Source organism: Neobacillus niacini, assembly GCF_023715415.1.
Classification (GTDB): Bacteria; Bacillota; Bacilli; order Bacillales; family Cytobacillaceae; genus Neobacillus; species Neobacillus niacini_C.
The window spans coordinates 1-26,075 of sequence record NZ_JAMBOB010000023.1; the positions used below are offsets into that span (position 1 = coordinate 1).

Here is a 26,075-nt window from a genome sequence, read left to right on the forward strand (position 1 = left end):
GGGCAATCAAAAATTTTGCGCATTTGGTTTTTCAACGATAAAAAAGCAAAGGCACAACTAGCAATTATCACTAGTTGTGCCTTTTTACGCGCAAAACTTCCGATTGTCCCCTATAAGAACCGTCCCCTGGTCACCTGGTCACACAACATACTTCTTTTTGGCAGATACATGCTTTTTTAGATAGGGGATAGCAAATCGATCAAGGCCGTAGTAGTATCTTCCTTTTCCAATAAGTAATAGGATGATGGCGATTGTGAATAGCTTAGAGTCGGGGCTGGATAGTCCAACACCTGCCATAATAAAGTTAGCATTCATGAAGGCTCCTGCCATTAAGGCCGGAACGGTCACCAACCCTAAAATCAATCCTAAGCCAACAAGAAATTCTCCCCAAGGGATTAGGATGTTAAAAAACTCTATATTGGGTAAGGCAAATCCTTCGAGGAAACTGGCATACCAGCCTGGAACGGTAGGATGCTCTCCTCTCGCATTTGCAATAGCGCCTTGTAAAAATCCACTTACTTCAAATCCTGATATTATTTTATAATAACCAGCTTCGATCCATTGAAGTCCTAACCAAATTCGTACTATTGTCCAAACGAATGCCATTTTTGTTCCATTTATATGTTTTCTCATCGTGAGTTTCTCCTTCTGATTGTGAATCACTTCACAATATTCATTAAAAAATTTTGATTTACTGCAGCGTATTCTGAACATTATGTACTATTTCTAATCAGCCCCTCTGCAACCCCCCATTCATTTTTATACGTTTATATTAACGGGTCGAATCAACCATTACCTTGATTTAGGTCAATAAAACCGTGTAAAACCGTCCCCATGGTCCTTGTAGTTTGTCTGAATTTATTGTATATTAGGAATGCAATCGTTTGCACATAACACTTCACTCTTTTGTAAGCGATTTCTATTCATAAATTAATAGACATGAAGTTTCCGTTTATTGATTCTTTATGTTGAATCGCACAACAAAGCGTTTCTTTTTTTTGCATTTTGTGCAAACGATTGCGCAAATAGGGCTATTCTAAGAGTAACAGACCTTTACAGCAACTGACTTGCAGCAAAAACGCTCTTATACTTCCCTATTTCAAAATTTAAAAGGGGGTAATTGTGTCAATGAGAAAAACCACAAAAAGGACTTTCTCCATCATCATGACTGCGATTATGCTCTTGAGCTTGTGGATACCCTATATCCCAAGCCAGGAAGCTTTTGCAGCCGAGACGAAGGCGGAGACAACCGCTTCAACCAATCGCGAGATTCGTTTCACGTACATTCGTGACGATAAGACATTTGGCGATTGGAACATTTGGACTTGGAATACTGGCGTCAGCGATGGTCAGGTTAATTTTGATTCCTATCAAGATAACCATGCCACTGCTACGATTCCCGTAAGCTCCGAAACTGCCCAAATGGGCTTTGTACTTCGCAGCACGTATGACTGGAATACCGCACAAAAGGAATTCGGAGATCGTTTTATTCCTGTTAATAAGAATGACTCGATTACCAAAGCTTACATCACAAGTGGAGTGGAGCAAATCACCATCGTTCCAGATGGATCCGCCCCTATTATCGACCAGGGGAATGCGACGTTCTATTATCGCGATAAAATGCTTTTTGCTAGCGATGCAATGGATACCATCGAAAAAGTAGATTTAAAATTTGATGGAAAAACAACTCCGATGACGTTTGAACCAGAGAATGAGAGATTTGTAGTGACATACAACAACATTCCGAATGGCAAAAACGAATATTCTTACCTCGTGACAAAAAAAGATGGCACAACGGAAGAAGTAAGTGACCCTTACAACACTGTTAACAGCGTTTCAGTGATAGATTTCCAGAAAGCTAATCTAACAGTTTCAGGTACCGTTCAGCCTGCAGTAATTGACTATAATCAAAATGCGGTTCTGACTGTCGATGTACAGGGACTGACGAATGAACTGAAAGTCAACAAAATGTTTGCAGACATCTCATCCCTTGGAGGAGCTGAGCAGCTTGAGATTGACCCGGCGTTAAAAGAAATCAGTATTGCCGTGGATGACCATATCACAGCAGGAACAAAAACGATCCCTCTTACGGTGATTGATTCCTACGGAAACTACTATCGCAGTTCTGCTTCAGTAGAGGTGAAAGCCCGCCAGTCCGTTGGGGAAAATGATTTTGACTGGGATGAAAGCATCATCTACTTCATGCTGACAGACCGGTTCTTTGATGGCGATTCTACCAACAACGACCCTTATAATCAGAATTACGATGCCAAAAACGACCGTGGAACCTACCAGGGAGGAGACTTCAAAGGCATCACTGAAAAGTTGGATTACTTGGACAAGCTTGGTGTCAACACCATCTGGATCAGCCCAATCGTGGACAACGTTAAGTACGATGCTCGCTATAACAACCCGGAGGGACATTCCTACTACGCTTACCACGGCTACTGGGCAAACAATTTTGGACAATTGAATCCTCACTTTGGTAGTATGGAAGATTTCCATCAACTGATTGACGATGCCCATGAACGTGGTATTAAAATTATGGTCGACGTAGTATTAAATCACACGGGTTATGGATTAAAAGAGATTGATGGGACTGTGGCAAATCCGCCTGCAGGCTACCCAACGGATGAAGACCGCTCCCGGTTCAGCTCCCTTCTACGCCAAGGTTCTAATGTTGGAACCGATGAGGTTGTTGGTGAGCTGGCAGGCCTTCCGGATTTAAAAACAGAAGATCCAGCCGTCCGCCAAACGATCATTGACTGGCAAACAGACTGGATTGAAAAGTCTAGAACAGCTAACGGAAATACCATCGACTATTTCCGTGTGGATACAGTAAAACATGTGGAAGATGCTACCTTGATGGCATTTAAAAATGAACTTACCAAAATCATGCCGGAACACAAAATGATTGGTGAATTCTGGGGCGGAAGTGTTGATCAAAACGGCGGATATCTCGAGTCAGGAATGATGGATTCCCTGCTTGACTTTGGTTTTAAAGACATCGCCCACAATTTCGTTAACGGCAGCCTAAAGTCGGCAAACGACGCCCTGATGGCCCGCAACGGAAAAATAGATAATACGGCCACTCTCGGCCAATTCCTGGGAAGCCATGACGAAGATGGATTCCTCTACAAGGAAGGAAATGACAAAGGCAAGCTGAAGTTGGCAGCATCTCTGCAGGCAACAGCAAAGGGCCAGCCGGTCATCTATTACGGCGAAGAGCTTGGCCAAAGCGGCGCTAACAACTATCCACAGTATGACAACCGTTATGACCTTGCCTGGAATCAGGTAGAAAACAATGATGTACTACAACACTATACGAAGGTCTTGAACTTTAGAGCTGATCATTCAGAGGTGTTTGCCAAAGGTGAACGCTTGACAATCGGCGGCTCTGACAGCGACAAGTTCCTTGTTTTTGCCCGAAAATACGAAAATGAAGCAGCATATGTCGGCTTAAACATCGCAGACAGCGTTAAGGAAGTTACTTTTACATTGAATTCCCAAGACGCTGTTGTAACAGATCATTATTCAAACGAGACTTACACAGTTTCAGCAAATGGCAAGGTCACAGTAACCATTCCTGCAAAAGCAGACGGCGGTACAGTCCTGCTTACCGTTGAAAACGGCAGCATCACAGCTGCAGCAGCTGCGGACAGTGAAGATGGTGGTGGAAGTGTTGAACCCGTTCCTGCGAACCACCTCCGTATTCACTACAACCGTACAGATGGTAATTATGAAAATTACGGTGCGTGGCTGTGGAATGATGTAGCCTCCCCTTCTGCCAACTGGCCAGTTGGTGCGACTATGTTTGAAAAAACAGACAGCTACGGTGCCTATATTGATGTACCGCTTAAAGAAGGCGCGAAAAACATTGGATTCCTCCTTATGGATATAACCAAGGGCGATGCTGGTAAAGACGGCGGAGACAAGGGATTCACCTTTACATCTCCAGAAATGAACGAAATCTGGATTAAGCAAGGATCGGACAACGTCTATAACTACGAGCCAGTAGATCTGCCGGAAAATACGGTCCGCATCCATTATGTTCGTGAAAACAGCGATTATGAAAATTTCGGCGCATGGCTCTGGGGTGATGCTGCATCACCATCTGCCAACTGGCCGACCGGAGCATCCCCATTCTCCGGCACAGACCGCTATGGCGCGTATGTTGACGTGAAGCTTGCACAAGGGGCAAAAACCCTTGGCTTCCTTGTGATGGATGTAACCAAAGGCGATGCTGGTAAAGACGCTGGAGACAAATCCTTCAACCTGCTCGACAAATACAATCACCTTTGGATCAAACAAGGTGACAACAATGTCTACATCTCACCTTATTGGGAGCAGGCAACCGGAATCACAAAAGCAGAAGTCATCTCTGAAAATAGTATTCTGCTTGGTTTTACAATGACAGAAGGTCTGACACCAGACAGCTTGAAAGAGGCACTTGAAATCAAGGAGGCTGACGGCGGCACTGTGGCCATTGAATCGGTTGAAATTACTGGAGCCGCTTCTGCAAAAGTAACCGCAGCCTTCGACATTAATAAACTCCCATTATCCGTAACGTATGCTGGCCGGACCGTATCAGCCACTACGGGCTGGAGAATGCTTGATTCTATGTACGGATACGAAGAAAATGACCTTGGCGCAACCTATAAAGACGGCGCTGTTACCCTTAAACTATGGGCTCCAAGAGCAAGCAAGGTCGTGGCAAACTTTTTCAATAAGAAGAATGCAGCTGAGGAAATCGGCAGCATTGAGCTGACAAAGGGTGAAAAAGGGGTTTGGTCTGCTGACGTTGCCCCACTCGACCTAAATATAGCTGATTTAGAGGGTTATTTTTACCAATATGAAGTGACAAATGATGGAGTAACAAACAAAGTTCTCGACCCGTATGCCAAGTCAATGGCAGCCTTCACTGTCAATACGAAAGGTGAAGCTGGTCCTGATGGAGATAGTGTCGGCAAGGCGGCGATTGTTGACCTGAGCAGCACTGACCCTAAAGGCTTTGATTTTGCAAACATCAAAGGGTATGAAAAACGCGAAGATGCTATCATCTACGAAGCACATATTCGTGACTTCACTTCCGACCCGTCTATCGAAGGGGATCTGAATGCTAGATGGGGATCCTACAAAGCCTTCATTGATAAACTCGGTTATCTGAAGAAAATGGGCGTCACGCACGTTCAACTGCTTCCGGTAATGGCGTGGTATTATGGGGATGAAACCAAAATGGGACAACGAGAGCTTAACTACTCTGCCGGAGGAAATGAATACAACTGGGGCTATGACCCGCATAGCTACTTCTCTCCAGATGGCGCCTATTCAGAGGATCCAACGAATCCTGAAAAGCGCGTGAAAGAGCTGAAAGAACTGATTGATGCCATCCATGATGCCGGAATGGGGGTCGTGCTTGATGTGGTTTACACGCATATGGCAAAATCAAGCATGTTAAATGACATTGTTCCAAACTACTATGCTTTCCAAGACGATAAGGGCAACTTCCTTGGCGGCTTCGGAAACAACCTGGCAACAAGCCATAAAATGGCCGAAAAGCTGATGGTCGACTCTGTAAAATACTGGTTTGATGAGTATAAAATCGATGGTATGAGGTTTGACATGATGGGTGATGCTACCTATCCTTCCATCCAAAATGCTTATGATGCCGCAGCTTCCATTAATCCAAATGCCCTGTTCCTTGGCGAAGGCTGGAGGACATTTGCCGGCCATATCGGCGAGCCTGAACTAAAAGGAATGGGAGCGGACCAGGATTGGATGGACAAGACGGACAATGTCGGAGTATTCTCTGATGAAATCCGCAATGAATTGAAATCTGGCTTCGGTTCAGAGGGCGAGCCAAGATTTATCACTGGCGGAGCTAGAAGCATCGATACCATTTTTAACAACATCAAAGGCCAGCCGTCCAACACTTCTGAGGATGATCCTGGTGATATGGTTCAATACATTGAGGCACACGACAACATGACACTTTACGACGTCATCGCCCAATCTATAAAGAAGGATCCTTCCATTCCGAAAAACAACCTGGAAATCCATAAGCGTATCCGTATTGGAAACTCCCTGATTCTGACTTCACAGGGAACTACCTTCCTGCATGCAGGACAGGAATATGGCAGGACAAAGCAATGGCTTGGTGAAGGTGTTCCGGAACAGAAATACCATGAACTGAAAGACGAACAAGGCAGCTCATTTGGATACTTTATTCACGATTCTTACGATTCATCCGATGCCATCAATATGTTTGACTGGCAGAAGGCTGTGAATAAGAAACAATATCCAATTAATACAGAAACGCGCGAATTTACGCAAGGTTTGATTGAACTTAGGAAATCAACAAATGCTTTCCGTTTGGGCGATCAACAGCTGGTTAACCAAAATGTAAATCTGCTTGACCTTCCGGAAATAAAGGATACAGACCTTGTGATCGCGTACAAAGCTGTTTCTACTGATGAAACAGGAACCTATTATGTGTTCGTCAATGCCGATACTGAGACACGCACTTTGACACTTGGAGACGTTAACCTCTCTAAAGGCAAGGTAGTCGTCGACAGCGACGAAGCAGGCGCAACCCCAGTTTCCAAAAAGTCAGGCTTCACACTTAAGAATGGAACCCTGACCATTGACCCATTAACAACAATAGTAATCAAAGTGGACGGCAAGACTGGTAACGGTAAATAGGACAAAGCTAATATAAACAAAGAGAGACCATGCTTTTAGCATGGTCTCTCTTTGTTGTCCAAGTGTCCAAGGGGACGGTTCCCATGGTCATAAATGATATTAATGTGGACTACAAGAACCGTCCCCTTGGTCCCCCTTACGAACCTATACCTAACTCGTTTAGAATATCTTCTAGTGTTTTTCCATCCACTTGATCTACTGGAGCTGGTGTCTCGCTCACATATGGATTCACTTTGAGATAGTTGGTTTGGACAAACTTGATATCTGTTCCATCCACGGTTCCATCCCAGTTGATGTCTGCCGCACGAGTATTGGTACCCCATGCTTTTTGAATCTCCAGTGCATCTTTGATATCAATCACTTGGTCTTGATTCACATCTCCTGCAACTGCATTTTTAATAAAGTATTTACTTATAAGTATCTTTTCTTGACCATATTTCGTACCTTTGTATTCAAAACCGGACATCATTGGAATATTGACCTTAAAGTGACCTGGTAAAGTAAATTCCCATGACCATAAATCGCCCGTCAGTGGTAATTTAGAGATAGCAAAGCGATTGACATCCTTTACTAAACTTGGCGTAATATCAAATACGGTACCGTTCGATTGTGTTAGTTTAATGGATGCACCTGAGTTTGGCCAATCCACATTTTTATACTTATTCGTCGTGCCTGGATTCAAAAATCCTTCGGCAGTAAGCGGACCTTCTAGCTCAGAGAAGCTAGATAATAGACCCCAAGTATATCCTGCTTTAATTAAATTAGTAGTTCCTTCTGGGTTGGTAACCGAGACAGTAGGATCTAGTTTAACAGAAGTACTAAAGGCAGACTCTTTCACTTTTAAGGTAAGATCGACAGCAGCCACTTTGTCATGGATTGGCGCTGTGGATGGCAGATCCAATTGTACGGTTGGAGTACCTGAATTCGTAAGATTCACCTTTACTTCACCATATTGACTTAACTCTGCATTTGGTTTGGCATCGACAATTTCAAAGTTTTTATCTAGATTAGCGAAAGTCCAACTAGCAGATGATAGGGATGAAATATTATCTAATTTAAGAGTTGCCTTTACGGTATCACCCATCGTTACTTCTTTGATTGGGCTGTTGATATATGCGTTTGGCGTACCTTCTTTGATAAAATAATATTGTTTTGCTACTGGACTATTTACAGCAACATCTCTTCCTTTTACTATGAAACTTAAAGCAGGTATTTCTGGATGCATCACAATGTCTTCAGAAAACTTACCTTCTTTATCCATATTAATAATTGGGGATAGAGATGGAGTATGCATAGCATATTGAAAGGAGGTATCGGATAAATCTACTACCATCCCGGCATCTTGCATTTCCTTCACTTGTGGATCAGTTACTTGCATCGAAAATGGATACGTTTCTTGACCAGGTTTGTATTCGTGAAAAGGTGATTCCTGATCAAGTGATGTAGTAACTTCTGGTTGTTCAATATCTACATAATGATCAACATAGCCGGTTATGGTCTTACCAGTCACAGAAGTTGAAATCAATTTAAACTTGTAGTAGCCTGGTTTTGCGTTTTCAGCAATGGCAGAAATCGGATGATCAGGATCACTAGTAAATGGATAATAACTGCCAAGAATGGAAAGCATGGCGATAATATACGTATTGGTGTTAAATTTAGATAGATTCAATGAGGTAACATAACCAAGATCTTGACCAGTTTTTCCATCTTGCAAAACGATATCCATTTTTTCCATAGGTGTTTTCATATTAAAAGTTAGTGTAGGCGAAACATTACCTGAAGCCATTCCCATCGGTTCTGTTTGCGAAATTCTATACTCTAGAGTTGTTGAAGCTTTATTGAGGGCATAGCCATAAAAACCTTCCTCTATTGTTCGAACGCTAAATGGAATACGATATTGTTCGTTTTTATCTTTTTGGTTTGTTAGGATAATATAACCTGTATAGACGCCTTCTTTTGCTGTTTTCGGTAGAGTGAGCGATACGTTTACATTTTTCTTTTCATTTTTCTTCATTTGAATCACGGGATCAATAGCTACTTTTACTCCATTGGCTTTTGGATCAGATGTTCCTTTTATCATTTGAAAATGAACGTTTGCGTTAAACTTTTTATTTTCTTTTTCAAAGTTTTGTAAAGTAACTTTTTTATTGATGGAATGGTCTGCACCTGTATAAAGTTCTCCAAAGCTGATTCCACCAGTTGTTTCTTCTATGTTGACCATTTCTTCCCCATAAGGAATAAGAGTTTCATCTTGGACTTGAACTTTCATTCCAGGATGTACGGCTTCAAAAGGATCGACACGTCCTGCTCCCTGTTCTAGCGGTAGGTAGTCTCCATTCAACGGTTCAGCAGTATTCATTAAGATAGTCTTAATATCGCCCGGCTGCAAATTTGGATTTGCTTGTATCATTAAAGCTGATATATCTGCAACATGTGGTGTTGCCATCGATGTACCATTCTTACGGGCATAGGCACTTGTGTAATCGGCAGGAGTTGCTGGGTTGGTGATAAAGCTCGGCTCCGTAGAGAGAATACTTACACCTGGTGCAACTACTTCCGGCTTTATATCAAATGTTTTTAATGCTGAACCACGAGAGCTAAAATCGGCAAGTGTATCTCCCTCTGTTGCAGTAACCGTTACATCAGTAAAGGTAAATGTGTTTTTTCCTGCTGCTACTTGCGCTTTTAATGCTTTTCCATCTTGTTGTGTAACAGAAAAGGTTGGGATAAAATCCTGTGCCTCGCCAAGATAAGCTCCAATATGTCCTTCTACATTGTTATAGAGGAGAACGGCACTCGCACCATGTGCTTTTGCAAACTTAATTTTGTCTGCCAGTGCATGGGTGCCACGTTCCACCAACGCGATTTTTCCTGTCACATCTTTATTGGTGTAGTCGGCATCTCCACCTAATCCAACATCCACCATTTCAAAGCTTTTACCTTTAAATGTGGTGAGATCATTGGAAAAACTTCTCGCCATTGTTTCTAGTTCGATTGATCCTCCAGATGCTGTGTTCCCCTTCATCGTGGTAATTGGTATTGAAATATCACTTGCGCCAACAGTAAGTGCCATAGCGGCTGTTCCAGGAGATCCTAGGGAATAGAATCCCGGACCAGAGTTTCCAGCTGCTACTACTGCCGTTACACCGCTTAACACGGCATAGTTAATCGCTGTACTGATTGGAAAGTATGGATCATTTATAGCAGCTCCTAACGAAAGATTCATAACATCCATTCCCGAAATGACAGCTTGATCGATAGCAGCGATAATATTATCTGAAGTCCCATTACCATAAGGACCAAGTACACGGTACACATATAGATCGGCATCAGGAGCAATCCCTTTGACGGAAACCTCACTGTTATTTTTTGCTTGTGAAACGATGGTACCAGATACATGCGTTCCATGATCTGTATAATAGGCAGAGCCATTGGCAGCCAACTCAGGTGATCCAGACTTTTTCCAATCCTCATAAGTGGCTTCCATCGGATCATTGTCATTATTGACAAAGTCATATCCGCCTTTGTAAGCATCTTTGAGATCCGGATGATTGTAGTCAACTCCCGTATCGATAACAGCTACTTTGATTCCTTCACCTGTGATACCCTCTTTGTGAAGCTTGTCCACTCCTAAGAATGAAACAGCATCTCCTGTCGGTGGTGATTGGGGTGCATCTGGTGTACCTGGTTTCCCTTTAGAATCTGCAAGGGAAGGCGGTTCTATCGTGAAGGTGGTATCTTTGTAGATTGATTGAACAACATCCGACTGGAGCAATAATTCTACTTGATTCGCTGGTAAAGTCATCGACACTCCATTATAGGACGTTTTGAAGGATCGTTTGATTTGGTAAGGTGTTTCTACCATATTTAACCCTTTTTTAGCGGAAGGAAGCGACCGTTGCGCACTGGTTGCAGGAAAGATCTTTTTGAGATCATTTTTGAACGAATCATGTTCTTGATCAACTTTACCTTGTGCTGCATCTCTTGTTAATGATTTTCCATCCAGAGCAGCATCTAAGACCGCCACTTGTCCTGGTTTCGATTTGAACTGAACGATAACAGAAATCTCTTTGTTCTCCTTTAGTTCCTTTTCTTCAAACCCTTGAAGTCCATAGTTCTCCTTTGCCTCGGATTGGCTTAGGGCTGCTCGTTGTTCATCCGTTAAGGATGCTAGGATTTTTTCTGCATTACTTTGTGGTTCGGCTGAGGCAATCGTCATACCTGACTGCATGGACGGAAAAATTAGTCCTACCGATAGGGCAAGCGCAGTTGTATTTTTGACCGCTTTGCTAACCCATCTTCTTTTTACATTTTTCATAGTTTCCCTCTTTTCATAGTCTAGTTGAAAATTCTCGAAAATTACCCCCACTCTTAATTTTCAAAAAATTAACACAATAATAGATTAATAACTTTTCTACTAGGTGACAAACGGGGTTTCAGGCAAGACTTTCCACCCAAATTTCATCATTTTTATAAGGAATAAAGTGGGAGTTAGTATACGAAGAGCTTTGACTACAATTAGTTGAGTTGGGGTTTTCAAACATCCAAAAGAGGAAATAAGCAATTTGATAGATTACTATTATCCATATCATAAAAAAATAAAGGACTAACGATAAACATCGCTAGTCCTTTGTACTTAATTTAATCCCAATTTCGTAAGGATATCTTCCAAAGTCTTGCCTTCATGGATTTCCTTTGGCTCAGGTGTTGTACTTGCAGTTTGATTTTTCATCAAGTAATGGTCTTGTATATATTTCATATCTTTTGCATCTACCATTTTATCAAAATTAATATCAGCTCTACGTTCATTTGTACCCCAATTTAGTTCTAAATAAATGGCATCTAGTACATCGATTACATCATCTTTATTTACATCACCTGGAATGGCAGCTTCTATATTTATTTCAGGATTCCAATGTGCTGTAATGTTACCATTGTCATCTAAATACCCTACATGAAAGGGTTTATATACAGTAAAATGACCTGGAATGTCAACAGTTAATTCCATTTCTTCAAGTACAGGTGGTAATCCCCCCACCTCTATTTGGGCATATCTGTTGATGGTTCCCGCATACTCTTTGCCTTTTTGATCCTTAACAGTAATAAAAGCACCTAGTTGAGATGGATCAACCTGTAGGTTCCATGAAGTACTATTGCCTCTTTGAAAAGGTTTGGGAGCAGCCATGGTACCCGAAATTTTTGAATAGGACGGGACGATAAGAATCGGTGCAACAGCTGAAACCATTGAGGTTGTTTCATTATTTTCATTTATAAAAGAAGCAGTTGGGCTGTTAAAATACGTGATGATTTCGTGCGAATCATTTTTTACATTTAGAATGACTTCAGCGAATGGAATATCTCCCGTAACTTTTCCGTCCGTTAACGCCACATTTACATTCAATTTTGTCTCATAACCGTCAGAGACCGATTCTGATAGGATTTCGGCATTGCCGAATTGCTTGAGATCTGGATGGATCTTCACGTCTACAACTTCTAGTAGATTTTTATCAAATGTAAAACTAGCAGCTAAATTTTTAGCCTCTGAAATATTATTCGCTGTTAAAGTGATCTTTACACCATCACCCATTTTTCTATATTTATTTTCTAAGCTTCCATATACATACGGAGTTCCTTCCTGAATAAAGGTAAAAGATTTGATTTCTTTACCGATTCCAGCTGTGTTGAATCCTTGAAGTTCAACATTTACACTTTTAGCAGATGGATCAATCGGAATATTATAGGCAAATTTCCCTTCTGCATCAACGAAAATTTGATTGGTAAACATGAAACTATTACTCTTTTCCATGACAAAATGGCCAGATTGATCGATCGCGATTCCTTGATTTTTATAGTCTGAATAATTTTTGTCAATGAGTGTTCCTTTAATTGGATATGATGTCGTACCAGGTTTATATTCAATAACACCTTCCTCGATATCTGTCTGAAATTCAGGACCTGTTAATCCATCATGACATGGTCTGACATTAGGAATGTTTTTCCTTCTTTATTTGTACCAATCATTTTCACCTTATAGTGTCCTGGTCCATACGGTACTTTTACCCTGCTTTCTGAAATCGGTTGGTCTGGATCCCCTGTATATGGGAAATACGACCCCTGAAACACACTAGTAACATAGTACTCTATATCTTCCATAAGAGCAGAAGCCTCAAGCCGTCCTAAAAAGCCAAGTTCTTTATCTGTTTCACCATCTAGTAATACAAAATCAATGGTTTCCATTACTGACTTTGAAGTAAACCTAACTCCTGCTTGATAGGCTATATACGGATAAAAAAACGTATAGCTCGATGTCATGACCTTTGGATCTGTCTTCATTTCACGAAACCCCTCTTCTGTGACAGCAAAAGCAAAAGGTATTCGATATACTTCATTTTTGTCATGTTTGTTTTGATAAGTAACAAATCCTTCGTACGTACCAGCTTCTGCGGTTGGAGGTACAACGATGGAGATATTCGATGCTTTTTCTTTATTACCTGGTACGGTCATGATTTTTCTGTCTACTTGTAAGGATACCCCATTTTTATTAGCATCCCTTGAACCACCCATCCCAACTTGAAAATCTGCTGTTACTTCAAACGTTTTTGGTTTTTTATCTTGATTTTTAAAGGTAATCGCTCTGCTTTCGTTTATGGTCTTTCCGGTATGCAGGGATGCACCAAAGTTTAAAGCACCTGATTTTGACATAATTTCTTGTACTTCTCCATTCGTAATCGTTACGGATGGATTTTCTACCATGATTTCGATTTGTGAATGCAATGCTTCATTCGCATCTACTTGACCACTTCCCGCTTCAAATACACTGTAATCTTTGCTCAGCGGATCAGCCGTATTCATTAAAATGGTCCTTACATCATCTGGTGTTAATGTTGGATCTTGCTGCAATAGTAAAGCGGCTATCCCCGCAACATACGGTGAAGCCATAGACGTACCAGAAAGTTGTTGATAGGCAGAGTCATAGTTTCCTATATAAGCTGCTCCATTCGCATAGGATGGAACAGTTGATAGCACTTGTACTCCTGGAGCGGTTACTTCTGGCTTAATCTCGTATTGAACTCTTGAAGGACCACGTGAACTAAAGTCAGCCAGATTGCCTCCCTCCAAAGTAAAGTTCCCTAATCCGGTGAAAGTCACGAATGCCTCACCTAATGCTAATTGCTCCTTTACAGATACCCCATCCTCGAAGTTTAAGGAAAATGCCGGGATATAGTTGACGGTTTCACCTACATAATAAGGGATATGCCCCTCACTTTCATTGTTATTGTAAAGAAGAACAGCTGCAGCCCCTTTATCTTTCGCCAATTTTATTTTTTCGTCAAATGAGGTTTCGCCACGTGCAATCAGTACTGCCTTCCCTGTTACATCTTTTCCCACATAATTTGAAGATTGTCCTAAATCAACATCCACAATGGAAAGAGTTTTTCCTTCAAGCAGGGAAATGTTATCACTTACATTTCTGCCTAACAAACGTAAATCGACATCTGTACTGCTGCCGTTTCCTGCTATTCCACCAGCAAATGTCGGAAGCGTAACAGCCATATCATTTGCCCCTACCGTAAGTGCTAGTGTTGATGTTCCTGGCGACCCTAGTGTTTTCATTTCACTTCCGCTGTTTCCGGCTGCGACAACAGCTGTTACACCTGCCAAAACTGCATTGTTAATTGCAATAGAGGTTGGATAAAACGGATCATTGATATTGGCTCCAAGTGATAAATTCATGATGTCCATTCCCTCACTTACTGCCTTATCAATAGCGGCAATAATGTGACTCGACATCCCACTTCCGTACCGTCCAAGAACACGATAGGCATAAAGGTCTACTCCTGGTGAAACTCCCTTAACACCGTAATCGTGATCATTTTTTCCTTGACCCGCAATAATTCCTGCTACATGTGTTCCATGGGAAGTATAATAGGAGCTTCCATTATTTATCTCCGGCCAACCTGATTTTTCCCATTCATCGTAGGTGGTTTCCATCGGATCAGCATCATTATCTACAAAGTCATAACCACCTTTATAGGCATCTTTTAAGTCTGGATGGTTGTAATCGATTCCTGTATCAATCACAGCAACCTTAATTCCCTCACCAGTATATCCCTCTGTATGAAGTGGTTCTGCCCCATGTGAAGGATTTATTGCTATCCGTGCTTTCTCATTTTCCTTTTCAATAGGTGGAGCAGCGTTAATGTTCACATCGCTCCAAATAGCTTTAACTGTCTGTGAATCTAGTAACTTCTCTATTTCATTTGCTGGCAGTGACATAGAAACCCCGTTAAAGGCTTCCTTAAATGAATGTTTGATGGTAATAGGGCTACTTGTGCTTTTTTTGTTTTTACTACTGAGTGCATCTAAATCCTTTTTGAACTGATGGTGTGAAGCATTCACTCTCTCTTTTGCTTCTGATAGAGAAATCGTTTTTCCGCTCTTTTCACTTGAGGCAACAGCTGTTTTTGCTGGTAATGTATGAAACTGAACAATGACATTGACTACCTCACTGCTTTCGAGATTTACATTAGGGTCTAAATGCATCCCCGATTGTTCTGATGTCTGTAATTTATGGAGTGCAGCCAACTGCTTGTCCGATAAACTCTTAAGAATCGTTTCTGCCGAAACATTTTCATTTGCATAAACAGTCGATAGTGGAATGATGCTAGTAGCAGTCACTCCCATTCCACCGGACAATAGAGCAAAAGCTGTGATTCCATTTAAAAATCTTTTCCAAGTTTGTTTTTTAGTCATGATTTGATCTCCTATTCAACTAATTTCCTAAAGTAAGAAAAGGGGAGATGCTTATTAAAACATCTCTCTTCTTTGCTTCCTAGATCCTACTTTGATACTTTTTAAATATTCATAATAAATATATAATTATTATGATAATCTAATAGTATATTTCTCCTTCCTTTCTATCAAATGGGGTTTTAAAACCGCAGCAGGACTACTAAATACAGTTAAAATGCTATAGAATGATAGTTTTTGCAGATAAGAATAGTAGAAAAGACCCGAATAAGTAATACCTGAGTTGGGGTCACAGAGTGCAGTAAGAGCAAAAATAGATTCTATTTAGGTATAAGACAAAAAGGGGGGCTAATATGATCCAAGGAAAGATCATCAAATTTCACCGGGAACTTCAAGTATTGAAGCAAATAGACCTAGGAGAAGGCATATGTTCAAAGACTCATATAAGCAAGATTGAACGGGGGCTTACAGAAGTATCAGAGGAAACCATAGAGCTTTTGGCCAAGAGGCTTTGTATAGACATGCAGTCAGAGATGAATACCTACGTAGGCTTGGATTTATTATTAAAAGAATGGCATGAATCGATCATCCTGAAACTAAACTCAAAAGCAGAAAGCATAAAGAAGCAATTAGAGTCTGTCGCTCTCTTGCAGCTGCCTGATTTCTATTGTTCCTATAAACTGATACTCACCAGGTATTATTTATTGATTGGCGAAGGTAAACTTGCTCTGTCCCTTATTAATGAAATGGACAGTTATCAAGATTTTACTTCATACAATCAAAACATGTTTTTACACATTAAAGGGAAATTTTGCTTAGATTACGAAAAAGAATACAATAAAGCCATTTCACATTTAAAAAAAATCGATATCAATTATTACAATAATCCTGAATATTATTATGATTTAGCTATTGCCTATCATTGCATGGATTCCCATGTATTAGCTTATTATTACGCGAATAAGGCCCTGCAATTTTTTACAGCTGCACGCAGTTTTACTCGAATGATTGAAGCAGAGATGATGATGCTAATCCAAGTTGAGCAAGCAGACTATTTTGACCCGAGAGATTCAGGGTTTCCTAGATTAATTGAGATGGCCGAAAGTTTGGGGTTAAACAATCAAAAAGCCAAGCTGCTTCACAATTATGCCTATCAGCAATTTCGCTTCGGAAACTATGAAAAAGCCGTTGAATACTATGGGCAAGTCTTGAAAATAAGAGAGACAACGAACTCACTCTATCTAGTGGCGTTGGAAGGATATTTAAATGCCTCTACAAAGCTGGGTTTAAAGTCTGATTCAGATTTAATGAGTTTAGCCAAGGAGGGTTTCTCTCTAGCAAATAAATTAAAGGATACCATGTACAAACACTATTTTCAGTTACATTTATATAAGCTTCAAAACCAACAAGAACAGTATTACGATTATCTAGAAAGAGATGCCTATCCGTATTTTAAAGAGATGGGTTACGGCCTTGCATCGGAGCACTATGAAATGAAATTATTGAATTATTATATGGAAAAAGGAAAAGTAAACGCAGCCAATAAATATGCATTGTCGATTGTGGAAAAATACCAAAAAAACAGCGAACTCGTTTGAGGGACCATAGGGACGGTTCTGGTGGCAACTTCAAATCCTAGTTTATTAAAAGAGTTAGGTGCCCAACAATTTCTTTCGCTTCAAATTTTTCCATCGGTGGAAGTGCTATAACGGGCAAAGAACCTGATTTAATCTCAGTTATATTTCTTGAAAAGATAAATTGTACGTATCATGTATAATATAAATATCAATCGAACCAATGAGGTGCATCGGCTTGGAATATAAAAAAATTAAACCAAAAAAAATATATGAGGAAGTTACCGAAGCGCTGCATGAAATGATTCGAACCGGACAATTGCCGCCTAAGAGTAAACTTGAATCAGTGCAGCAGCTGGCAGAAAACTTTCAAGTAAGCAGGTCAGCCATACGCGAAGCACTATCCGCTTTGAAAGCAATGGGATTAGTCGAAATGAAGCAAGGAGAAGGAACGTTTATTAAGGAATTTGATGCGAAGCAAATGACCTTTCCCCTATCTACCGCCATCCTTATGAATAAAAAGGATGTAGCCCATCTTTTAGAAGTCAGAAAAATTATTGAAACGGGCACAGCTGCTTTAGCAGCAAAAAATCGACGTGATGAAGATTTAGAAGCGATGGGGCAAGCCCTTGAAGAAATGAAGTGGATTAAAGGCGACGAAGAGCTAGGTGAGAAGGCAGACTTTCAGTTTCACTTAGCGGTATCTGCTGCAGCTGGCAATCCCCTTTTATCCACTTTACTCGATCAAGTGTCAGAGCTTATGATTAAAACGATGAAAGAAACAAGGCGTTTATGGTTGTTCTCCCAACAAACGACGACGGAAAATTTAGTAATTGAACATGCTAAAATCTATCATGCCATTTTAGAAAAGAACGAAGAAAAGGCCCGAATGGCAATGATCGAACATCTCGAAAATGTCGACAATGTCTTGAAAATGTATTTTTTTGAAAGTGCGGAAAAGTAATTCAAACAAATTAATCGATGAAAGCCTTCATACGATTTGAAGGCTCTGTATTTTTTTCAAAAAGTCCTGAAGTTAACATTTTTTTAAAAAAATAAATGCAAACACTTTCAACTATCTGAATATTTGTTATAGTATTAAATATTAGATATGATTTATTATATTCAGGTCATCAGATGACCTGTTGTTTAAGAATAACATAATGAGAATAAGGGAGCGAGGAAAATGAAGGTCACCCTTTTTGCTACTTGTTTAGTAGATATGTTTCAAGGTGATGTGGGAAAAGCAACAGTGGAAGTGCTAGAGCGACTCGGATGTGAAATTGACTATCCAGAATCACAAATTTGCTGCGGCCAGCCTGCCTATAACAGCGGCTATGTAAAAGAATCAAAGGTAGCAATGAAAAGTATGATTTCTACCTTTGAACATGCGGAGTATGTCGTTTCTCCCGCTGGTTCCTGTGCCTATATGTTCAAAGAATACCCCCACATCTTTAAGGGTGATCCTGTTTGGGAGCCAAAAGCACAAGCACTAGCGGATAAAACCTATGAATTCACTGAATTTATCGTCGATGTGTTAAAAGTGGAAGATGTTGGTGCGAAATTAGAAGGAAATGCAACCTTCCATACCTCCTGTCATATGACAAGATTACTGGGAGTCAAACAAGCACCGATGACCCTTTTGAGTCATGTAGAGGGATTAAACTTTACCGAGCTGCCAGGTAAAGAGAGATGCTGCGGATTCGGGGGGACCTTCTCCGTGAAAATGGGGAATATTTCAGAGCAAATGGTCGATGAAAAGGTTTGTACTGTTGAAGAAACAGGGGCAGATATTTTAATTGGCGCAGATGCTGGATGCTTAATGAATATTGGCGGTCGCATTGATCGAAAAGGCGTTCCGGTTAAAGTCATGCATATTGCAGAGGTCCTAAATAGCCGATGAAAAATAGATCATACGATAAAAAGGGGGATGACCAATGTCAATGAAAACAAGCGAAGATACGTTTACGGACCGCGTTGATAAAGGGCTGCACGATTCCTTCATGCGTGGAGCGGTCTCAAGTGCGCAGGGACGTTTTCAATCACGACGTTTAAGTGCAGCAGAAGAGTTAGGAAACTGGGAGGAATGGCGCTCACACGGTGAAGAAATCCGCCAGCATGTACTAGAAAATCTAGACTATTATTTATATCAGCTAAGTGAGAATGTCGCGAAGCGTGGAGGACATGTCTTCTTTGCGCAAACTGCCCAAGAGGCAACGGAGTATATTAAGAATGTAGCAGAAAAGAAAAACGCTAAAAAAATCGTTAAATCCAAATCGATGGTGACGGAAGAAATCAATTTAAATGCAGGTCTTGAGCAATTAGGCTGTGAAGTGATTGAAACTGACCTTGGGGAATACATCTTGCAAGTGGATGACCATGAGCCCCCTTCTCACATTGTTGTTCCTGCGCTCCACAAAAATAAGGAGCAAATCCGTGATGTTTTTAAAAAGAACCATGGATATCAACAGACAGAAAAACCAGAAGAGCTCGCTTTGCATGCACGTGAAAAGCTGCGTCAAGAATATTTGAGTGCGGATATCGGAATCACAGGATGTAATTTTGCCATTGCTGACACCGGCTCGATTACCCTCGTGACAAACGAAGGAAATGCCGATTTGGTATGCGCCCTGCCGAAAACACAAATCACAGTCATGGGTATGGAAAGACTGGTTCCATCCTTTGAAGAGATGGAAGTCCTTGTTAGCTTATTAACAAGAAGTGCCGTAGGGCAGAAACTGACGAGCTATATCACCACGTTAACGGGACCAAAAGAGGAAGGCGATGTTGACGGACCAGAAGAGTTTCACCTTGTCATTGTTGATAACGGCCGGTCGGACATCCTTGGCGGAGAATTTCAATCGATTCTCCAATGTATTCGATGTGCTGCCTGTGTAAATGTCTGTCCCGTTTATCGGCATGTCGGCGGTCATTCATACGGCTCCATCTATTCGGGCCCTGTCGGTGCGGTGCTTTCACCATTACTAGGCGGCTATGATGATTATAAAGAGTTACCCTATGCCTCTACTTTATGCGGGGCTTGTACAGAGGCATGTCCAGTGAAGATTCCGCTGCATCAGCTTCTTCATAAACATCGCCAAGTCATCGTGGAAAAAGAAGGACGAGCTCCGATTTCTGAAAAGCTTTTGATGAAGGCATTTGGTTTTGGTGCATCTTCCCCTGCTCTATATAAATTTGGTTCAAAACTGGCAGGACCAGTCATGTCACCATTTACGAAGGATGATAAAATCTCAAAAGGTCCGGGACCATTAAAAGCATGGACGGAATCAAGGGATTTCCCTGCACCAAATAAGGAAAGATTCCGTGACTGGTTTAAAAATCGTCCACAAGGAGGGAATCCATCATGATTGGTAACATACAGAATCGCGAGGCTTTTTTAGGGAAAATCGCTAGCTCACTTGGACGGGAACAGAAAGCGGCAATCGAAAAACCTGTCTGGAAATATCATCCCCAAGATGAAGTGCTAAAAGGCGCCACACAAAATGAGCTTGTGGACGTGTTACAGGAACAATGTAAAAATATTCATACGAATTTTGTCAGAACCTCAACGGCTTCGCTATCTGACTCAATAAAAGAAGTCGTAAACCAGTATGGAGGCGGCCCCATTGTCACATGGAAAGATGAGCGCTTTTCTCAATTTGGCCTCGAAACAGTAATGAAGGAAGACTGGCCACAAGAGGGAATTGATCTACATATTTGGGATCATACAAAAGGCGAAGAAAATATAGCGAAGGCCGAGGCTGCAAATGTCGGGATTACCATCAGTGATGTAACGCTGGCGGAATCAGGTACAGCAGTTCTTTTCAGCAGCAAGGATAAAGGAAGAACCGTCAGCTTTTTACCGGCGACTTCTATCATTATTATCCCGAAAAGCAGCATCGTTCCCCGCATGACACAAGCGGCCCGAATCATAAGCGAAAAAGGAAAGAACGGCGAACAAATTGCCTCCTGCATCAACTTCATCACAGGACCGAGCAACTCAGCAGACATCGAAATGATCCTAGTCGTCGGCGTCCATGGACCTATCAAAGCAACCTACATCCTTGTAGATGACATGTGACCATGAAGACGGTTCTGCTGGCAAAAAAGGCGAATATATAAAAGAAGGCAGTTATCTACGTTTAGTAGGTAATTGCCTTCTTGTTTTATTACCTAGACACTTTTTCTGTAATCTCGAGCCGTCCCCATGTCTCAAAAAAGGGATTTTGGAGGTTTTTGGAGAAATTATTTAGTATCTAAAAATAATACTTTGGGTTTTTGTAGGTGATGATATGAAGATTTCAATTGAAGAGATAAGCAATGAACAGATAGAGGAAATCCTTATTCGATGTCATGAGGTCGATGACGAAATCTATGAAATCGTCAACAAGCTAGAAAGTGAAAACTTCATGGTTCTTGGATATCAAAATGAAAAGGTCCATCGTATTAAGCTTAGTGATATCTATTATTTCGAGGCAGTGGATGGTAAGGTTTTTATTTACTGCCAGGACAATGTTTATGAGGTAAAACAAAAGCTATATGAGTTAGAGGAACTATTCAAAGAAAAGAACTGTTTTCGTGCATCCAAATCCACCATTTTGAACATAGCGAAAATTTCATCCATTTATCCGTCCATAAGTGGCAGATTCGAAGCGGTACTCGATAATGGGGAACGAGCGGTTGTATCAAGACAGTATGTGCCTGTCCTGAAAAAAATGCTCGGATTGTAATGGAGGGATGAATAATGAAGACAGCATATAGTTTACAAAAAATAATGAAGAACTTCTTGATGATCTTTGCATTGATCATCATCATGCTTACGATTTTGCGACAAATCTATGCTCCCACTCTGACCTTTGATTTGAAGTCCATTTATATTATTATGGGGTTCTCATTTATAAGTGCACTACTAGGATTAATTTTGGAGTCCCCTCATGATGGAAGTGAGAGAAAAATGCGAATCAAAATGGCCATTCATTTTTTTACTTTGGAGATTCTATTGATTACCCTTGGCACCGTTTTTGGACTCGTGAACAATTTTACCGATGGTGTTATTTTGGCACTGCAAATTGCTGTTATTTATATCTTCATTCGTCTGCTCTCGTTTCAAAAGGATAAAAAAGAAGCTCAAAAAATCAACGAAAAACTACAAGCACTTAAAAATAAGTAACAACCTGCAACCATCATTTAGCGGTAAGCTACCCCTGCTTGTCGCTCTTTTTTTGCAACTTACCTGCCTGTGGATGCAACTTACTGATTTTCTATATACTTCTTTTTTGTAATTTATTATCCTGAGTTCATGATAATGAATTTTAAAAAAAGGGGTAATGAGGATGGGAACTGTATTATTGTGGATTACATTAATTTTTGAAGTCTCTTTTGCAATCTTCTGTATGGTAACAAAGCAAACTCATAAAAAAATAAAGAATTGGATAAGGATGGCTATATTTATAGTATTTGTTCTACTCACCCTATCTCCGGTGATTGTGTGGAGCTTCCGCTGGACCATGCTTGCCATCCTGCTTTTCCTACTAGCTATAAAGGGAGCGGTTTCTCTTATCCGCAACAAACCAACTAACTACAAAACATCTTCTGTTGTGTGGAAATCGATTATGTTGGTAATGGCATTCATTTTTGCCTTTGTACCTGCACTTGTATTCCCGCAGCATCCATCACCAAAAGTGACAGGCAAATACGAAGTTGCAACCGCAGCTTACACATACGTTGACAAAAACCGTATCGAGGAATTTACCGATTTAGGAGAGAACAGATTTGTAAATGTGGAATTTTGGTATCCAAAAAACGCAGAAGGAACATACCCGCTTTTGGTGTTTTCACATGGTGCTTACGGTGTTAAAGCAAGCAATACTTCCACCTATAATGAGCTTGCAAGCAATGGTTATGTCGTTGTTTCTATTGATCATCCATACCATTCGTTTTTTACACTTTCAGAGGATGGAACGAAGGCACTAATCAATACAGATTATAATCGTGAAGTGGAAAACGCCAATAAAGAAGGAATTTACACGCAGGAAGAAGTCAACGGACTCATTCAAAAATGGATGAAGCTGCGGACAGACGATATGAATTTCGTCCTTGATACGATACTTGAAAAAGCAAAAAGTGACAATATCACACCTTATCAACATATCAATACAGATAAAATTGGCGTGTTTGGTCACTCAATGGGCGGTGCTGCAAGTGTATGGTTAGGAAGAGAACGTAAGGATATCGATGCAGTCGTAAATATTGATGCCCCGTTCTTTAGCGAGCTTGTTTATCAGAAAGACATCGATGATTTCGTGGCAAGCACCGAAGCCTACACGACCCCGCTGTTTAACATTTATTCGGACGACGTTTGGGAGCAGCTTGACAGCAATTCCACCTATGCAGCGAACAAACTGAATAATAAACAATTCAAGGAAGCCTATACCACTCATTTTAAAGGCGCCAAACATCTAAGCTTAACCGATCTACCGCTAGTCTCACCGATTCTCGCAAACATCCTGCAAGGCAGTAAAGCTAAAATTGATCCATATGCCACAATCGAAACTGAAAACAAACTAATACGGGAATTCTTCGATTACACATTAAAAGGCATTGGCCAATTCACACCTGAACAAACGTATTGATGGAGCTTGGGGGAGCCAGGGGGACCATGAGGCGGTTCTCCCGGCAACATCCAATCCTAGTTTTTTAAAAGAGTTAGGTGCCCAACAATTTCTTTCGCTTCAAATTTCCCCATCGGTGGAAGTGCAATAACGGTCAAAGAACCTGATTTAATCTCGGTTAATCCACTATCCCGAATACTGAAATATCCTCTTTTTTCTAACCTTTCAAGCTCGGCTTGTTTCCCCTTCAAAATAATTTTCTTCATTCCAGTTTGTACCCATTCTACAAAGTCATCATGCCGATCAGGAAAAGGAGATTGTGTAGATATCAGGTTAACCGTACTGAGAGTTGCCGCATGAGCCACTTGCGCTGCTGTTTTCCCCTTTGACATTATTAAATCTTGATTTACAATAAAGTATTGAACCAGGTCTCGTTTATCCATCTTTATGATCAATCCTTAATTAATATATATCATTCTATAATACAATCTATCCTTTTTTTTGGGAAACTAACTTAATCATTCCATCAAATGTTAGAAATCCTGCCTTTATGCTCGTTCCAGAATCCCCTTACAACCTGTGACCAGCAGAACCGTCCCCAGGGTCATGGTCATATCATGCATTTCTTAGAGGTGAAATAAAAGGTGAATATTCAAAGAATTCATAGTAAAAATGTGTTGTTGATCCGTATTTTATGGGGCTGCTTTTTTCTGTGTATGTTGGTTCAAATTTTAAAACATAAAGATCCTATTTTTATCGCTATCCTTTTTGGCAGCGGAATTTTCGTATGTGGAACTATTTCAATTTTTGTTTTCAAAAAACTCTTTATTAAGCAAACCATGTATTTATGTGCGCTGGGGATGTCCTTTGTTACATTTGTACTTATAGAGAATGAACCTGTAATACCTAATTTCTACCTCATTTTTTTAGTCATTTTTATTTTAACTTTGTATCATGATTACCGCCCCGTCATTTTAACGAGTATCCTTAGTATTTTTATAGGGGCCTATTTTTATCAATTCGAAGAGCGTCTGAATTATGTTTACCGTAATGGTGACTTTTTTTACTTTTTATTTACCCTTTCTGTTACCTTTCTAGTAGCTTTCCTGCAAATTCGCTATAGCAAAGCAGTAGAAAGAGATGATAATGCGAAAAAGGAAGAAGTCAGAAAGGACAATGAACAACAAATTTTAGCCCTTATCAATTCCATGCCCGATTTAATTTATATTCAGGATGGCAAAGGAAGATTTATTGAAATGAATCAATTTGCTATATCCCTATTTAAATTGGAAAACATTGATTATAGGAATAAACAGTTAGACGAACTTTTTTTCAAAAATGAATGGTTTAAAAACTTTCAAAATTGCTTTTCAAACGATGAAATAGCTTGGGAGCAAGGAACTCCCTATCGATTCGAATTGGATTTGTCGATAGAAAATCAATTCTCCGCGATTTTCGATATCATAAAAGTTCCTACCTTTTATGCAGACGGCAGCAGAAAAAATTTACTGGTGATTGGACGTAATATCACAGAACAAAAGAAGGCAAATGACCTCATTTTAAGATCAGAAAAACTTGCTGTGGTAGGTGAGCTTGCTGCGGGTGTTGCTCATGAAATACGAAACCCACTTACTTCAATAAAAGGGTTTTTGCAGTTAGCGAATCAAAACGGAGAGTTTGAACACCAGCACGTACAAATCATGTTAGGTGAAATATCGAGAATTGAGTCTATTGTTTCCGAATATTTATCCTTAGCAAAACCAAACCAAAAATCACCAAGAGCTCTTCAAAACATAGATACGCTCGTAAGAAATGTGATTACTCTTTTTGAAAGCCAAACCAACTTGAGAAATATTACGATTCACTCAGAATTAGAGAATTCTTATCAAATAATGTGTAACCCGAATGAAATGAAACAAGTCCTTATTAATATTTTTCAAAATGCGATTGAAGCCATTGGGAGTAATGGAGACATTTATATCTATTTGAGGAATGTCCCTGAAAGTGGAGTAGAAATTATCATTATTGACAATGGATGCGGGATGGAGAAAGAACGGTTAATGAAGATAGGTGAACCCTTTTTTTCAACCAAGGAAAAGGGAACAGGCTTAGGATTATTAACCTCCAACCGCATTATTGAAAAACATAATGGAACGATAAAGATTGATAGTGAAGTAAATAAAGGCACCGAAGTAAGAGTTTTTTTGCCTGCTAGCTTCTAAGTTAAATACAACAACACATGTTCAGCTAATCCTCCAAACAGCACCTCTCCTACTCTTTGGAGAAGGTGCTGTTACTATTTTTTACAGTAGAAGAACGAAATCGCTCCGCGATGGCTCTTTGGAAAATTCCTTATCCCTAAAAATGAATAAAAATAAAAAAGTATGTCTATCGTAGTATTGTTCAATCGCCAAACCAAACAATCTACGGAAGGACA

15 protein-coding genes are annotated in these 26,075 nt (G+C 40.4%); 10 read left to right on the forward strand and 5 right to left on the reverse strand.

Going from position 1 to position 26,075, the window contains the following annotated elements; translation table 11 throughout:
- Positions 1-138: 138 nt before the first annotated feature.
- Complete coding sequence (locus M3189_RS26050; RefSeq protein ID WP_251639630.1) at positions 139-633, reverse strand: DoxX family membrane protein; 495 nt, start codon at positions 631-633, stop codon at positions 139-141.
- A gap of 495 nt (positions 634-1,128) precedes the next feature.
- Between M3189_RS26050 and M3189_RS26055 the strand changes: the two genes are divergently transcribed.
- Positions 1,129-6,702 (forward strand): pullulanase, encoded by a 5,574-nt coding sequence (locus M3189_RS26055; protein ID WP_251639632.1) that lies wholly within the window; start codon positions 1,129-1,131, stop codon positions 6,700-6,702.
- A 136-nt stretch (positions 6,703-6,838) separates the two neighbouring features.
- Here the strand turns inward: M3189_RS26055 and M3189_RS26060 are convergent, their stop codons facing one another.
- From M3189_RS26060 to M3189_RS26070, 3 genes are all read right to left on the reverse strand, one after another.
- Positions 6,839-11,020 carry a S8 family serine peptidase gene (locus tag M3189_RS26060; protein WP_251639635.1) on the reverse strand — a complete coding sequence of 1,394 codons (4,182 nt, stop codon included), beginning with the start codon at positions 11,018-11,020 and terminating at the stop codon, positions 6,839-6,841.
- Positions 11,021-11,338: 318 nt separating this feature from the next.
- Positions 11,339-12,487, reverse strand: a complete 1,149-nt coding sequence (locus M3189_RS26065) for a hypothetical protein (protein ID WP_251639637.1) — start codon at positions 12,485-12,487, stop codon at positions 11,339-11,341.
- A 173-nt stretch (positions 12,488-12,660) separates the two neighbouring features.
- Positions 12,661-15,456 carry a S8 family serine peptidase gene (locus M3189_RS26070; protein ID WP_251639639.1) on the reverse strand — a complete coding sequence of 932 codons (2,796 nt, stop codon included), beginning with the start codon at positions 15,454-15,456 and terminating at the stop codon, positions 12,661-12,663.
- A gap of 350 nt (positions 15,457-15,806) precedes the next feature.
- On the opposite strand from M3189_RS26070, the gene M3189_RS26075 reads away from it, so the two are divergent.
- The 8 genes from M3189_RS26075 to M3189_RS26110 all read left to right on the forward strand — a co-directional run bounded on the left by M3189_RS26075 (position 15,807) and on the right by M3189_RS26110 (position 23,659).
- Complete coding sequence (locus M3189_RS26075; RefSeq protein ID WP_251639641.1) at positions 15,807-17,051, forward strand: helix-turn-helix domain-containing protein; 1,245 nt, start codon at positions 15,807-15,809, stop codon at positions 17,049-17,051.
- 214 nt (positions 17,052-17,265) lie between these two features.
- Entirely contained in the window at positions 17,266-17,991 is a 726-nt protein-coding gene (locus M3189_RS26080; protein WP_285889836.1) for a FadR/GntR family transcriptional regulator, read from the forward strand.
- Positions 17,992-18,213: 222 nt separating this feature from the next.
- Positions 18,214-18,930 (forward strand): (Fe-S)-binding protein, encoded by a 717-nt coding sequence (locus tag M3189_RS26085; protein WP_251639643.1) that lies wholly within the window; start codon positions 18,214-18,216, stop codon positions 18,928-18,930.
- 34 nt (positions 18,931-18,964) lie between these two features.
- Positions 18,965-20,395 carry a LutB/LldF family L-lactate oxidation iron-sulfur protein gene (locus tag M3189_RS26090; protein WP_251639645.1) on the forward strand — a complete coding sequence of 477 codons (1,431 nt, stop codon included), beginning with the start codon at positions 18,965-18,967 and terminating at the stop codon, positions 20,393-20,395.
- A complete protein-coding gene (locus tag M3189_RS26095; RefSeq protein ID WP_285889837.1) occupies positions 20,392-21,108 on the forward strand; it encodes a LutC/YkgG family protein in 717 nt (238 codons plus the stop codon). The genes M3189_RS26090 and M3189_RS26095 overlap by 4 nt, the downstream gene beginning before the upstream one ends.
- A gap of 211 nt (positions 21,109-21,319) precedes the next feature.
- Positions 21,320-21,757, forward strand: coding sequence for a LytTR family DNA-binding domain-containing protein (locus M3189_RS26100; RefSeq protein ID WP_251639648.1), 438 nt, complete (start codon positions 21,320-21,322; stop codon positions 21,755-21,757).
- Between the two features lie 14 nt (positions 21,758-21,771).
- Positions 21,772-22,197: a DUF3021 family protein gene (locus M3189_RS26105; RefSeq protein ID WP_251639651.1), complete on the forward strand. Its 426-nt coding sequence runs from the start codon at positions 21,772-21,774 to the stop codon at positions 22,195-22,197.
- A 163-nt stretch (positions 22,198-22,360) separates the two neighbouring features.
- Positions 22,361-23,659 (forward strand): alpha/beta hydrolase family protein, encoded by a 1,299-nt coding sequence (locus M3189_RS26110; protein WP_251639653.1) that lies wholly within the window; start codon positions 22,361-22,363, stop codon positions 23,657-23,659.
- Positions 23,660-23,715: 56 nt separating this feature from the next.
- Here M3189_RS26110 and M3189_RS26115 read toward each other — a convergent pair whose 3' ends face one another.
- Positions 23,716-24,081 carry an aminoacyl-tRNA hydrolase gene (locus M3189_RS26115; RefSeq protein WP_251639664.1) on the reverse strand — a complete coding sequence of 122 codons (366 nt, stop codon included), beginning with the start codon at positions 24,079-24,081 and terminating at the stop codon, positions 23,716-23,718.
- Positions 24,082-24,354: 273 nt separating this feature from the next.
- On the opposite strand from M3189_RS26115, the gene M3189_RS26120 reads away from it, so the two are divergent.
- Positions 24,355-25,860: an ATP-binding protein gene (locus M3189_RS26120; protein WP_251639676.1), complete on the forward strand. Its 1,506-nt coding sequence runs from the start codon at positions 24,355-24,357 to the stop codon at positions 25,858-25,860.
- Positions 25,861-26,075 lie beyond the last annotated feature (215 nt).

Coding starts and splice junctions, on each gene's coding strand:
- M3189_RS26105 (WP_251639651.1), top strand. CDS start 21,772: ATGAAGACAGCATATAGTTTACAAAAAATAATGAAGAACTTCTTGATG.
- M3189_RS26090 (WP_251639645.1), top strand. CDS start 18,965: ATGTCAATGAAAACAAGCGAAGATACGTTTACGGACCGCGTTGATAAA.
- M3189_RS26120 (WP_251639676.1), top strand. CDS start 24,355: ATGTTGGTTCAAATTTTAAAACATAAAGATCCTATTTTTATCGCTATC.
- M3189_RS26085 (WP_251639643.1), top strand. CDS start 18,214: ATGAAGGTCACCCTTTTTGCTACTTGTTTAGTAGATATGTTTCAAGGT.
- M3189_RS26075 (WP_251639641.1), top strand. CDS start 15,807: ATGATCCAAGGAAAGATCATCAAATTTCACCGGGAACTTCAAGTATTG.
- M3189_RS26055 (WP_251639632.1), top strand. CDS start 1,129: ATGAGAAAAACCACAAAAAGGACTTTCTCCATCATCATGACTGCGATT.
- M3189_RS26100 (WP_251639648.1), top strand. CDS start 21,320: ATGAAGATTTCAATTGAAGAGATAAGCAATGAACAGATAGAGGAAATC.
- M3189_RS26110 (WP_251639653.1), top strand. CDS start 22,361: ATGGGAACTGTATTATTGTGGATTACATTAATTTTTGAAGTCTCTTTT.
- M3189_RS26065 (WP_251639637.1), bottom strand. CDS start 12,487: ATGTTTACCAATCAAATTTTCGTTGATGCAGAAGGGAAATTTGCCTAT.
- M3189_RS26060 (WP_251639635.1), bottom strand. CDS start 11,020: ATGAAAAATGTAAAAAGAAGATGGGTTAGCAAAGCGGTCAAAAATACA.
- M3189_RS26095 (WP_285889837.1), top strand. CDS start 20,392: ATGATTGGTAACATACAGAATCGCGAGGCTTTTTTAGGGAAAATCGCT.
- M3189_RS26070 (WP_251639639.1), bottom strand. CDS start 15,456: ATGACTAAAAAACAAACTTGGAAAAGATTTTTAAATGGAATCACAGCT.
- M3189_RS26115 (WP_251639664.1), bottom strand. CDS start 24,081: ATGGATAAACGAGACCTGGTTCAATACTTTATTGTAAATCAAGATTTA.
- M3189_RS26050 (WP_251639630.1), bottom strand. CDS start 633: ATGAGAAAACATATAAATGGAACAAAAATGGCATTCGTTTGGACAATA.